General features: G+C 62.8%; 16 protein-coding genes. 4 read left to right on the top strand and 12 right to left on the bottom strand.

The features are described from left to right. The coding region (locus ACNFH5_RS20770; protein WP_416749155.1) for an AMP-binding protein at positions 1-906 on the bottom strand (906 nt) is incomplete at its 3' end. Further along, the gene (locus ACNFH5_RS20775) at positions 896-1573 is read right to left on the bottom strand and encodes a thermostable hemolysin (RefSeq protein ID WP_416749157.1); all 678 of its coding nucleotides are present in this window, start codon (positions 1571-1573) and stop codon (positions 896-898) included. The genes ACNFH5_RS20775 and ACNFH5_RS20770, both read right to left, overlap by 11 nt. 205 nt (positions 1574-1778) lie before the next feature. Here ACNFH5_RS20775 and ACNFH5_RS20780 point away from each other — a divergent pair, with 205 nt between their 5' ends. Continuing rightward, complete coding sequence (locus ACNFH5_RS20780) at positions 1779-2399, top strand: tyrosine-type recombinase/integrase (RefSeq protein WP_416749159.1); 621 nt, start codon at positions 1779-1781, stop codon at positions 2397-2399. Positions 2400-2577: 178 nt separating this feature from the next. Here ACNFH5_RS20780 and ACNFH5_RS20785 read toward each other — a convergent pair whose 3' ends face one another. Then, positions 2578-3459 (bottom strand): alpha/beta fold hydrolase, encoded by an 882-nt coding sequence (locus ACNFH5_RS20785; RefSeq protein WP_416749161.1) that lies wholly within the window; start codon positions 3457-3459, stop codon positions 2578-2580. Positions 3460-3590: 131 nt separating this feature from the next. Here ACNFH5_RS20785 and ACNFH5_RS20790 point away from each other — a divergent pair, with 131 nt between their 5' ends. After that, positions 3591-4175, top strand: coding sequence for a CGNR zinc finger domain-containing protein (locus ACNFH5_RS20790; protein ID WP_416749163.1), 585 nt, complete (start codon positions 3591-3593; stop codon positions 4173-4175). A gap of 243 nt (positions 4176-4418) precedes the next feature. Here ACNFH5_RS20790 and ACNFH5_RS20795 read toward each other — a convergent pair whose 3' ends face one another. The 4 genes from ACNFH5_RS20795 to ACNFH5_RS20810 are packed head-to-tail and all read right to left on the bottom strand — an operon-like array spanning position 4419 to position 6780. Continuing rightward, on the bottom strand, positions 4419-4880 hold the full coding sequence (locus tag ACNFH5_RS20795) for a DoxX family protein (RefSeq protein ID WP_416749165.1): 462 nt from the start codon (positions 4878-4880) through the stop codon (positions 4419-4421). A gap of 10 nt (positions 4881-4890) precedes the next feature. Then, the gene (locus ACNFH5_RS20800; protein WP_416749167.1) at positions 4891-5646 is read right to left on the bottom strand and encodes a putative DNA-binding domain-containing protein; all 756 of its coding nucleotides are present in this window, start codon (positions 5644-5646) and stop codon (positions 4891-4893) included. Continuing rightward, on the bottom strand, positions 5643-6476 hold the full coding sequence (locus tag ACNFH5_RS20805) for a DUF692 domain-containing protein (protein ID WP_416749169.1): 834 nt from the start codon (positions 6474-6476) through the stop codon (positions 5643-5645). The genes ACNFH5_RS20800 and ACNFH5_RS20805 overlap by 4 nt, the downstream gene beginning before the upstream one ends. A gap of 16 nt (positions 6477-6492) precedes the next feature. Continuing rightward, the gene (locus tag ACNFH5_RS20810) at positions 6493-6780 is read right to left on the bottom strand and encodes a DUF2282 domain-containing protein (RefSeq protein ID WP_416749171.1); all 288 of its coding nucleotides are present in this window, start codon (positions 6778-6780) and stop codon (positions 6493-6495) included. Between the two features lie 241 nt (positions 6781-7021). Between ACNFH5_RS20810 and ACNFH5_RS20815 the strand changes: the two genes are divergently transcribed. After that, positions 7022-7612 (top strand): sigma-70 family RNA polymerase sigma factor, encoded by a 591-nt coding sequence (locus ACNFH5_RS20815; RefSeq protein WP_416749173.1) that lies wholly within the window; start codon positions 7022-7024, stop codon positions 7610-7612. Next, entirely contained in the window at positions 7599-8240 is a 642-nt protein-coding gene (locus ACNFH5_RS20820) for a DUF1109 domain-containing protein (RefSeq protein ID WP_416749175.1), read from the top strand. The genes ACNFH5_RS20815 and ACNFH5_RS20820 overlap by 14 nt, the downstream gene beginning before the upstream one ends. A gap of 27 nt (positions 8241-8267) precedes the next feature. Here ACNFH5_RS20820 and ACNFH5_RS20825 read toward each other — a convergent pair whose 3' ends face one another. The 5 genes from ACNFH5_RS20825 to ACNFH5_RS20845 are packed head-to-tail and all read right to left on the bottom strand — an operon-like array spanning position 8268 to position 11707. Continuing rightward, a complete protein-coding gene (locus tag ACNFH5_RS20825) occupies positions 8268-8834 on the bottom strand; it encodes an arsinothricin resistance N-acetyltransferase ArsN1 family B (RefSeq protein ID WP_416749177.1) in 567 nt (188 codons plus the stop codon). A 7-nt stretch (positions 8835-8841) separates the two neighbouring features. After that, positions 8842-9543 carry an arsenical resistance protein ArsH gene (gene arsH, locus ACNFH5_RS20830; protein ID WP_416749179.1) on the bottom strand — a complete coding sequence of 234 codons (702 nt, stop codon included), beginning with the start codon at positions 9541-9543 and terminating at the stop codon, positions 8842-8844. A 12-nt stretch (positions 9544-9555) separates the two neighbouring features. Further along, positions 9556-10026, bottom strand: a complete 471-nt coding sequence (locus ACNFH5_RS20835; protein WP_416749182.1) for an arsenate reductase ArsC — start codon at positions 10024-10026, stop codon at positions 9556-9558. A 28-nt stretch (positions 10027-10054) separates the two neighbouring features. Beyond that, positions 10055-11338, bottom strand: a complete 1284-nt coding sequence (locus ACNFH5_RS20840) for an arsenic transporter (protein ID WP_416749184.1) — start codon at positions 11336-11338, stop codon at positions 10055-10057. Between the two features lie 21 nt (positions 11339-11359). Beyond that, the gene (locus tag ACNFH5_RS20845; RefSeq protein WP_416749186.1) at positions 11360-11707 is read right to left on the bottom strand and encodes a metalloregulator ArsR/SmtB family transcription factor; all 348 of its coding nucleotides are present in this window, start codon (positions 11705-11707) and stop codon (positions 11360-11362) included. Between the last annotated feature and the right edge of the window lie 129 nt (positions 11708-11836).

Genomic DNA, 11836 nt, shown 5'->3' on the forward strand with positions numbered 1-11836 from the left:
AACCACGGAGGCGCATTCGGAGAGCCCGTAGCCTTCGAAGACCGGAAGCCCCACTGCTTCGGCGCGCTCCAGCAAGCTGCTCGCGACTTTGGCACCACCTACTGCGACGAATCGCAGGGGGCCGACTTTCATCATGCCTCGCTCGATGGCGGTGACCAGGCCAAGCAGGAGCTGTGGCACCAGAATCAGGCTCTCGGCACCGCTGAGCGCAATGGTGCCGAGGAAACGTTTCCAGTCGACCTGACTGGCGCCACCGATACCCATCTGCGCTTGCGGATAGAGCGTGATGCTGGCTCCCGCCAGTAGGGCAGCATAAATGCCGAGGTTCTCCAGCAGGACGGCCAGCGGAAGCACTGCGAGGTACTTCGTGGGCTCGGTTGGACGGCTCGCTGCTTCGAGCTCCTGTGCGACGCACAGCAGCGACGCGGCGCTCAGGCATACGCCCTTGGGCGACCCAGTGCTACCGGAGGTGTAGGTGATCTTGGCAGTGCCTGCAGGTAGATCGGCGTCGACAACGGCCGGCCGCTCCCAGAAACGCTCGCCTGGTGTGAAACCAGCTGCTCGCAGATCTTCTGCGAAGGAGTCGTTGGCAACGGCAAGCGTCGCCTGGGTCTGCATCAAGCAATACAGGCGCTGTGCGGCACTGAAGAAGGGCGGGAGGATGACGCAAGGGCGCTCAGCCAAGAGCGCGGCCAGATCCCAAAAGAGCGCTTCGGGGCCGTTCTCCAGTGCGAGGGCAAACGGCCCTTCGGGTTGCTCTCGCAGCCATGCTTCGCGACGTTCAACTTCAGCCAGAAGCTGCGCATAGGTGACGTTGCCAGTGATTCCGCGTACAGCCACTTTCGACGCATGCTCCGTGGCGTGCGCCTGCAGCACCTCACGAAAGGCATTCAGTTCATGCGGCATGGCCGGCCTCCTGCAGCAGCATCGGGAAACCCATGCGCTTGTACATACCCGTGCGCTCCAGCTCGTCATGGCCGTAACCGATGTTTCCTGCGTAGACCAGTGGATGCTGCGCGTAATAGCTGCCCCAGCTGGCCAGTTCGCCATTCAGACGACGCGGATCTGCTTCGGCGATGACGGTTGGTTCCAATCCCAATCGGTGGAAGCTGTTGACCAGGGTGGAGGCGCCGGTAAAGGCGACCCACTGCAGGTCGCGCGCAGCCAGCAGCCAGGTCACGGCAGTGATGATTACACGCGCACTGCCAGCACTCAGGGCAGCAAGGTTGCCTACCTCGACCAACTGCTCACGCCCGACGGCACGACCTGCAAGACGCGACACAACGCCCTCCAGTGGCTCATCCAGGTAGTGTTCAAGAAACAGCGGCCCGTGGCTGGCCGGACGAATGCCTGCGGCTGCGATCAAGCGCCCGTGGCTGTCCTGAAGCCCGATGAGCTCCGGTAGATAGTGGTGGACGTCAGCGTGGTGGATGGACTCGAAACGCGCGTGGATGAAGGTTTCAAGCTCCTCGCGGTCGGAGTCGCCCTCGCGGCGCAAGGTCAGTCGAGCTTGTCGCTCGGCGACGGAGCCAAAGTGGAATGGAAACAGGCTGCTCCATTCGTGCTGGGTCATGGTGATCCCCCCAGGGGTCGTTCGATGAGGGGAGTATCAGCGGTGAATCTGAAAGTAGTCTGAAGTCGCTGAGAGTCAGCGGCGGTGGAAGCGAAATATCCGACATGAGTGTTTTAAGAGCATCTCCGGCCATAGAGTCTGGTCGGAGAGCCACTGGGACTAGGCGCGATGCACCCTAGTCCTTCACTCATGTGGAGGACAAATCATGGCCACACCCACAAAGAAAGCTCACGAACCTTGGAACAAGGGCAAACTGGTCGGCCAGAAAGCACCGCTGAGACTCAGGGACATTTGGGCTATCAGAGTGCGACTGGAAATCGCAAACAAGGATCGTGATCTGGCGCTGTTCAATCTCGCCATCGACAGCAAGCTACGAGCCTGCGATTTAACGAAGCTGCGCGTCAGAGACATCGCTCACGGTGATCAAGTATCGACGCGCGCAATCGTCATGCAACAGAAGACCCAGCGGCCAGTGCAGTTCGAAATCACCGCCCAGACGAGAGCGTCAGTTGAAGCTTGGATCCTTGCCGCTCGCCGTCGCAACGACGATTTCCTTTTTCCCAGCCGTGTTCGACATTCAGCGCACCTATCCACGAGGCAGTACGCCCGTATAGTGAAAGCTTGGGTAACGACAATCGGTCTCGACCCCACGCTCTATGGAACCCATACGCTTCGTAGAACCAAAGCATCGCTGATCTATCGCAGAACGAAGAACCTGCGGGCAGTTCAACTGCTGCTAGGCCATACGAAACTGGAGAGCACTGTTCGATACCTCGGGATTGAGGTGGACGACGCTTTAGAAATGGCGGAGCAGACTGAGGTTTGACCTTTTCTAAGCGGTGGCGCCGGGCTTCGAGCCGGCGCCTCCTTTAGTCAGCTAGCGACCCATAGCGGACGTTCCAACGAAACCTAATTTGGACGATTGCTGCCTTCGGCCCAAACCACTACCGACCCAAAACAACGACTGCCGACGCGAAGGTTGCTCCACGCCGGCAGTCATTTTCTCAGTTGATGTGGTTGCCCAGTACTTCAACGATACGCCGAGCAATATGTTCGGCGTGAGTCTCCAGCGCAAAGTGTCCGGTATCCAGCAACTCGACCACTGCATTCGAATTGTCCCGCTTGTAGGCTTCGGCGCCTGGCGGAATAAAGAACGGGTCGCCCTTGCCCCAGATCGCCAGCGTTGGCACTTGGGTGTCTCGGAAGAACTGCTGAAACGCCGGGTAGAGCTTCAGGTTGTTCTGATAGTCGTAGAACAGATCAAGCTGAATGTCCTTATTGCCTAGACGCTCCAGCAGTAGCGCATCCAGGTAGTACGCCTCGGGCGCTATGAGATCCGGATTGCTTACACCTTCCACGTACTGCCACCGAGTGCCTTCCAGATGCAGGATGGCATCGTTGATCACTTGACGATTGGCTGGCGACGGATCGGCCCAGTACTGACGAATTGGCGCCCAAGCGTCCCCCAAGCCTTCGAGGTAGGCATTGCCGTTCTGCGAAATGATCGCGCTCACCCGCTCCGGATATGCCAGCGCCAACCGCAGCCCGGTGGGCGCGCCGTAGTCGAAGAAGTACATCGCGTAACGCTTCAGATCCAGCACATCGACAAACTGACGGATCGTCTCTCCGATTGCGTCGAAGGTGTAGCGGTAGTTGCGCTCGGACGGAACCTCGGTGAAGCCAAAACCGGGCAGATCCGGCGCGATCAGGCGGTACTTGTCCGCCAGTAGCGGCATCAGGTCACGGAACTGGTGGGAGGAGCTGGGAAAACCGTGCAGAAGCAAGAGTACCGGTGCGTCCGGAGCACCCGCCTCACGGTAGAACACCTTGATTCCATCAGCTTCGACGGACTTATAGGCAACTTGGATGTGCTGTGATGTGATCATGGCTGAATCCTCTTGTAACTGCTTAATGTTGGTTTTGCGGGTTACTTGAGATTCATTTTGCACAGATTTTGTAACTGGTCAAATAATTTTTATAGGTTACAATCTGGCAACTGACTCGCTGGAGAAATGTCATGACCGCCGCGCTTACAGAGCTGCCAATCCCTTTGGTGCTCGCCGATCACCGGGCATTGGACTTGCTGAATACTCAGATGATGGTCGACGGACAGCGGCGCGATCTGCTCAACAGCGACGCCGACGCGACGGAGTGGCTGGATCGAATCGGTATTGAGCTACCGGGGGAAGCCGCCATAGGCGACGGGCAATTGCTTGGCCAATTGCGAGCTCTGCGTGAATGCTTTGAAGTCTTACTGGTAGCCAGGCGTGAAAATCGTGTGGCAGATCCGGCGGCGCTCAACGCGTTTCTCCTGCGCGCAGTGCCACAGCTGGTTTGGGAGGAGGCGGGCGCACCGGTATTGGATCGCTTCTGTCAGTCTGATGCCGTCAGCCAGTGCTTGGCGCGACTGGCCTTTGCTGCTGCCGAGTTGCTGGCTGACGGTGATTTCAATCTCGTGCGCAAATGCGAGAGCGCTGATTGTTCGCTGATGTTCTATGACCGCACCAAGTCCCATAAACGCCGTTGGTGCAGCATGGCGCTGTGCGGAAATCGGCATAAGGTCGCCGAGTTTCGCAAGCGGCGTCAGAGCGTGGGCGACTAACACTGCTTCCGGCCGACGTGCGAGGCGGCGCTAATCTTGAGTCGGCGTCCGCTTCTGGCCGCTAGATGCCAGCAGGTGGAATTTCCGGATGGGTCAGCGCCCGACGTCAGTCAGGGCGTGGATTTCGCATCTAACCGGAGCCTGCAACGGCTGGTATGCAAAACCCAGGGCCGAACTACCGCACCGGTTTCACTTTCCTTGGCGCCCAGCCCTGGGTGGGGGCTTCATGCCCGTAGCCTCCTTTCAACGAATCCTCAACGTGCGATCCAGCGACCAGGCCCCCGCACCACGCCCAATAAGCAGTAACAGCAGTCCGGCCCAGGACAGGTGCGTGGGCCAGGCATCGGGGTAGACGAATACTTCGATCACCGTAGTCATGCCCAGCAATGCCAGGGCCGAGAGGCGGGTGAACAGCCCCAGTACCAGCAGGACCGGGAATGCATGCTCGGCGTAGGTGGCCAGGTGCGCCGCGACGTGGGGCGGCACCAGCGGCAGCACGTATTCGGTCTGGAACAGCTCGTAGGTGCTCGGGGTGATGGTCAGGATGCCCTCGACCTTGGTCCGCCCGGAGAGGAAGAAAATCGCAGCGATGCCCAGGCGCGCCACCAGGCACAGGAGCGAGTCGCTGAGCAGGTGCTGCAGGCGCTCGGCGAGAGTGTTCCAGTGATGGCGCAGGGTCGAGTGGGAGCGGTGGGAGATGTCCATGGTGGCGTCCTCAGGTGAGGTTCAGTGGGCGCAATACCGCGGCGTCGAGCAGAGTGCGCAGCAGCGCGGTGAAGTCGAGGTTCGGTTGCGCTTCGAGCGCCAGGGCCGATGCCTGGTCGAGGTTTTGCCCGCTGGCGCAGGCGTCGAGGAAGACGCAGCCACCCAAGTCCAGGGCCTGCCAGGCAACCCCTTCGGCGTGACCGACCAAGAGGGCGCCTTCCCCGTGCCAGGGCAGGGTTTCGGGCAGCGGCAGGGCTTCGCGGTTGTAGTGCCAGATGCTGTAGATCGGCTGCGAATCGAACCAGCGCCAGCGTGCGCTGGCGCATGGTTGCAGACGGCAGGTGGCAAGGTCCGAGGCGGTCATGCCGGCCAGGCTGGATAACTGCAGGGCAGCCTCCTGCGGCGCGGTGAAGGCTTCCAGCCATAACCGGTCCAGGCGCGCCACGTCGGCCAGGTAGGGCATCGCGCGGGCGGGTTCGAAGGCGTCGAGGAAGTCGGCGAAGTGTTTGCCGTAGAAGACCAGCCGGGCATCGCTCGGCGGCGTCTCGTGGGCGTGGATGGCCGCCGCCGCGCGCAGCCAGTCGGTGCCAACCAGGCGTTCGACGCTGGGGAAGTTGTCGCACAGGGCATCGATGCAACCCTTGAGCACGGTGTTGCGATAAACGCCGAATCCCGCCTGTTCGCTGACGGCTTGCAGCTCCACGGACGGGCGCTGGTAGAGCGCTTCGACGAAGGCATCCTGGAAGGCACCGAGCGTGGTTTTCATGCGGGCACCTCCGCCAGGTTGAGAATCGCCTGGGCGATATCGCGCTCGGCCAGCAGGTCGCTGAAGGCGGGGATGTGGTCATCGCGCTCGATCAGCGTGGGGCGTGGGCCGATGCGCTGGATCAGGTGCTGGTAGAGCGCCCAGACCGACTCGTCGATGGGCGCGTCATGGGAGTCGATCAGCAGGGCCCCGCTCTCGTCGTGGCTGTGTCCGGCCAGGTGGATTTCCAGGATGGCGGCGGCGGGGAAGCGGTCGAGGTAGCGCCGGGCATCGAAGCCCAGGTTGTGGGCGCTGACGTGCACGTTGTTGATGTCCAGCAGCAGGCCGCAACCGGTGCGCAGTGCAAGCTCGGTGAGGAAGTCGATTTCGTCCCAGTCGTGGCCGTCGAGATGCAGGTAATGGCTCGGGTTCTCGATGGCGATGCGTCGGCCGAGAGCCTGCTGGGTACGCTGGATGTTCTCGGTGATGCGCGCCAGGGCGGCGTGGCTGCGCGGGAAGGGCAGCAGGTCCGGCAGGTACTGTCCGCGCCAGGCGGACCAGGCCAGGTGCTCGGAAATCAGCATTGGTTGCACGCGCTCGACCAGCTCGCGCAGGCGCAGCAGGTGTGCCTCGTTTGGTGCTGTGTCGGCTGCCAGCGACAACGACACCCCGTGCAGCGACAGCGGATGCCGTTCAGCGATCCGCTCAAGCCAGGCCAGGCGAGGGCCACCGACCATGTAGTTCTCCGGATGCACTTCGAACCAGAGTCCTCGGGCGTCGCAGCTCAGGGCTTGGGCATAGTGTTCGGCCTTGAGCCCGAGCCCGGCGCCCAGTTGCGTCGATGTGTTCATGGTCGGCGGCCTGTGCTCAGGACTTCATCGGGGTCAGCGAGCCCATGCCATGGGGCGTCTTGATCGAGGTGCAGGTGCCGGCCGGGACGTTCTTCCAGTGCATGCCGTCGTAGTCTTTCTTGGCGCTGCCGGCACAGGTGGTGCCCGCGCCCGCTTTGCAGTCGTTCTTGCCGGCCATGGCCACGCCGTAGCATTTCTCCATGGCTGCGCCGTTAGCGGCTTTGGTGTTCATGTCGTCGGCCATGGCTGCACCGGTGATGGCGGCGAGAGCGATGGCGGCGCAAGCGTGGGTCAGGGTTTTCATGGTGCGGTCTCTCCAGTTCGGTTGAAGGCCGCGGAGGACTTTCCGGCGGCTTGATGGGTAGTTCGCCGGGAGGACTGATCCGGTTACAGCCGAGCGAAAAAATTTTGAGAATTTTTTCGCTCGGCCCTAACGTATTGAACGACGGCCTGTTTTTCCGCCCGGCCGGCGGCGCGTCTGCCAGCCCCTGTGGGGGCGAGCGAGCCTGAAGAAAAATCCAGCCGCGGTGTAACCAGGACGGTCGATGCAACGAACTACCAGCCAGGAACAGTTGATCGCGCGCGAGGCCCAGTTGCAGGCGTTGCTGCTGCGTGGCATGGACGGTGACGGTGTGGCGTACCGTGAGTTTCTCAGTGCTCTGGGCACGCATCTGCGGGCCTTCCTGCGCCGGCGCCTGAACGAGCGCTCCGGCGAGGTCGAAGACCTGCTGCAGGAGGTGCTGCTGGCGGTGCACAACGCCCGCCACACCTATCGTCCCGATCAGCCGTTGACGGTCTGGGTGCAGGCCATCGCGCGCTACAAGCTGGCCGACCACTTCCGGGCTTATGCGCGCCGAGAAGCGCTGCATGATCCGCTGGAAGATGATGCCGGGGAGCTGTTCGCCGTCGAGGACGGAGAACCCGCTCAGGCCAGCCGCGATCTCGGCAAACTGCTGCTGCAGCTACCGGACAAACAGCGTCTGCCGATTGTCCACGTGAAGCTGGAGGGCCTGTCGGTGGAGGAAACCGCCAGCCTGACCGGGCTTTCCAGCTCCGCCGTGAAGGTCGGCATCCACCGCGGGCTCAAGGCCCTGGCGAATATCATCCGAGGGTTGCGAAGCGATGAAGACCAATGAACTGATCGACTTGCTGAGCGCCGGCGAAGGCGTGGTGGACCGCCACGCCCTGGGCAAGCGCTTCGCCGTCGCCCTGGCAGCCGGCGCCTTGGGCGCGCTGCTGCTGATGGCAGCCCTCTTTGGTCTGCGGCCTGACCTGGGCGAGGTGGCCCGCACACCGTTGTTCTGGGCCAAAGTCGCCTTGCCCGGCAGTCTGGCGCCGCTGGCCCTGTGGTTGAGCAGCCGTCTGGCGCGCCCGGGGGTAAGGGGCGGTCCGGCCTGGGCGCTGCTGGCGCTGCCTGTGCTGCTGGTCTGGATCGGAGGGGCCGTGGAGCTGGCCGGCGTGCCGGCCGACGCACGCGCCGGCCTGATCCTGGGCAAGACCTGGCGTACCTGTCCGCTGAACATTGCGCTGCTCAGCGTACCGACCTTCATCGGGGTGTTCTGGGCGCTGCGCGGTCTTGCGCCGACCCGCCTGCGTATCGCCGGAGCTGCCGGAGGGCTATTGGCTGGCGCCACCGCTACTCTGGCGTACTGCCTGCACTGCCCCGAGATGGGCATTCCCTTCTGGGGTGTCTGGTACCTGCTCGGCATGCTGCTGCCGACTGCATTGGGCGCTGTGCTCGGGCCGCGGTTATTGCGCTGGTAGGCGGAAACGAGGGGCTTTGCGTGGCAGCTACCGAGCCACAGAGGGGATTCCGCCGGCAACGTCCGGGTATGGGAGAGGATCACAGGGCGAGTTACCCGGCGCACCGAGTTCCAGGCGCCAATAGCCCACGTCGTGCCATTGGCCCAGCTTGAAGCCGACCTGCGGGAAGGTGCCGATGTGCCGGAATCCCAGCCGCTCGTGCAGGCCAATGCTTGCGGCATTGGGCAGAGCGATCCCGGCATAAGCCGCGTTGAAGCCCTGCTTGGCCAGGATGGGAAGCAACTCGGCATAGAGGCTGCGGCCAACCCCGGAACGGCGCTCACCCTCCGCGATGTAGACGGTGACATCCACTGCCCATCGGTAGGCGGCCCGCGCCCGGTGCTGGCTCGCGTAGGCGTAGCCAACCAAGCGCCCATCACGTACCGCGACAAGGTACGGGTAAGTCTGCAGGGTCGTAACGATGCGCTGGCGCATCTCCTCGATGGAAGGCGGTACTTCCTCGAACGAGATTGCCGTGCTGGTCACGACCGGCGCATAAATGGCCTGGACCGCAGGGGCGTCCTCGGGGCGTGCTTGTCTGACTTCGATAGGCATGGTGACCTCAGATCGAACGTTGATTCACGCGGGCGGAGAGCTGCTCGGCGCTTTCCTTGCGCTCCGAATAGCGATCCACCAGGAACTCCTGGCGATCCCGCAGCAGCAGCGTGAACTTCACCAACTCTTCCATCACATCGACCACTCGGTCGTAGTACGCCGAGGGCTTCATGCGCCCGGCGTCGTCGAACTCCAGGTAGGCCTTGGGTACCGAGGACTGGTTGGGGATGGTGAACATACGCATCCAGCGGCCAAGCACGCGCAGCTGGTTGACCACGTTGAACGACTGCGAGCCGCCGCAGACCTGCATCACTGCCAGCGTCTTGCCCTGGGTGGGGCGGACAGCGCCGAGTGCCAGGGGAATCCAGTCGATCTGCGCCTTGAAGACGGCCGATAATGCGCCGTGACGTTCCGGTGAGCACCACACCTGACCTTCCGACCACTGCACCAGATCTCGCAGCTCCTGCACCTTGGGGTGCTCTACCGGCACGTCGTCAGGCAATGGCAGGCCGGATGGATGGAAGATGCGCGTCTCGGCGCCGAAGTGTTCCAGCAGGCGCGCGGCTTCTTCCACCAGCAGGCGGCTGAAGGAGCGTTCTCGGGTCGATCCGTACAGCAGCAGAATGCGCGGTTTGTGCTCGCTGTTAAGGGTTGCTGCTGGTGGCAGATCGAACAGCGAAAGGTCGAGGTTGGGGAGTTGCTCGGACATGATTCCTCCTGGTCAGAGCGCGCCGATGCGATCCAGCTCGCGCTTGAGTTCGTCGCGGCCGAGGGTATCGAAGGGAAGGTCGAAGAAGGCCCGGCAGCGCGACTCGATGCGGGCCAGCGTGGCGCGGAAAGCGGCATCAACAGCAGCCTCATCACCCACGACATCCGAAGGGTCTTCCAGCCCCCAGTGGGACTTCAGCGCCGGGCCGAAGTACACCGGGCAGGTCTCGCCAGCGGCCTTGTCGCAGACGGTAATGACGATGTCCGGCGGGTTGCCTTCGAACGCGTCATTGCCCTTGCTGCTCAAGCCCTCGATGGATATGCCGGCCTGCTGCAGGGTGGTGAGGCTGCGCGGCAGCACCTGGCCCCTGGGGAAGCTGCCGGAGCTGATCGCCTCGAAGCCTTCCGGCGCCAGATGGTTGAACAGCGCTTCAGAGAGGATGCTGCGGCAACTGTTGGCCGTGCACATGAACAGGACTCGCATGGAAGGCTCCTTCGCTACGTGGCGGATGTCAGAGGCTCAGGCGCAGCGCCAGGGCCGAAAGGGTGATCAGCAGGACAGGCAGGGTCAGCAGGATGCCGACCTTGAAGTAGTAACCCCAGGTGATGCGCATGCCCTTGCGCTCCAGCACATGCAGCCAGAGCAGCGTGGCGAGGCTGCCGATGGGGGTGATCTTCGGGCCGAGGTCACAGCCGATCACGTTGGCGTAGATCATCGCCTCGCGCACCAGTCCTTCCGCGCCGCTGGCCTGGATCGACAAGGCGCCGACCAGCACGCTGGGCATGTTGTTCATCACCGAGGACAGCAGTGCCGAGAGCAGACCGGTGCCGATGGCGGCGCTCCACAACCCCTGTGCGGCAAGACGGTCGAGCAGGTGGGTAAGGAAGTCTGTGAGGCCGGCATTCTTCAGGCCGTACACCACCAGGTACATGCCGAGGGAGAAGATCACCACCTGCCAGGGCGCTTCGCGCAGCACACGGCGGGTGGAGATACGGTGTCCGCGTGCGGCGACGGCGAAGAGGATTGCTGCGCAGATAGCAGCCACGGCGCTGACCGGAATGCCCAGTGGCTCAAGAGCAAAAAGTCCGACCAGCAGCACCAGCAGCGTCCACCAGCCAACGATGAAGGTGGCGCGGTCGTGGATGGCGGCCTTGGGCTCCTTCAGTGCATCGAGCGCGTACTGCCTGGGGATATCGCGGCGGAAGAACAGGAACAGCACCAGCAGCGTAGCGGCCACGCTGGCGAGGTTCACCGGTACCATCACCGAGGCGTACTCGGCGAAGCCCAGGCCGAAGTAGTCGGCCGAAACGATGTTCACCAGGTTGGAGACCACCAGTGGCAGGCTTGCAGTATCGGCGATGAAGCCGGCAGCCATGACAAAGGCCAGGGTGGCGGCGGGGGAGAAGCGCAGGGCGAGCAGCATCGACATGACGATGGGCGTGAGGATCAGTGCCGCACCATCATTGGCGAACAGCGCCGAAACGGCCGCGCCGAGCAGCACGCAGAAGGCGAACAGTCGGTAGCCGTTGCCCTTTGCCCAGCGGGCCACGTGCAGTGCTGCCCATTCGAAAAATCCCGCCTCATCCAGCAGCAAGCTGATGATGATGACGGCGATGAAGGTGGCGGTGGCGTTCCAGACGATGGCCCACACGGTCGGGATGTCGTGCAGCGAAACCGCGCCGGCGGCTAGGGCGATGATCGCACCCAGGGCGGCGCTCCAGCCGACCCCTAGGCCCTTGGGTTGCCAGATGACCAGAATGAGGGTGAAGACGAAGACAGCAATGGCGACCAGCATGGAGAACTCGCTCGGAATGGATCAGCAGCAGGCGGCGTCACGAACGGGGCGGCCGTCCATGTTCTGCAGGCGGAGGGTGTTGTCGGCCAGCCATTGCGCATTGGCCTGCAGGGTGACCTGCAGCATCTCGTGTACCCAGGCGGGCAGCTCGGGATTGAGGCGGTAGTACACCCACTGGCCCTGGCGCCGGTCCAGCAGCAGGCCACTACTGCGCAACTGCGCCAGGTGGCGGCTGATCTTTGGCTGGCTGTCGTCCAGAGCGCACATCAGCTCGCAGACGCAGAGCTCGCCCAGGCTGGCGATGAGCAGGGTGGCGCGAGCGCGAGTCTCGTCGGCCAGGCCCTTGAAGACTTCAGGCGGAGTGATCATGGGGTCACCAAATATATGGAAAATCGAATATACGAATTTCCATATGTTCAGTGCAAGCTATTTGAACGTGGGCGTCTGCTTATGGCTGCGGATTCAGCCGATCGACGCAACGGCAATACGCTGCCGGAC

Origin of the sequence: Pseudomonas sp. NY15435 (genome assembly GCF_048068295.1) — a bacterium.
Lineage (GTDB): Bacteria > Pseudomonadota > Gammaproteobacteria > Pseudomonadales > Pseudomonadaceae > Pseudomonas.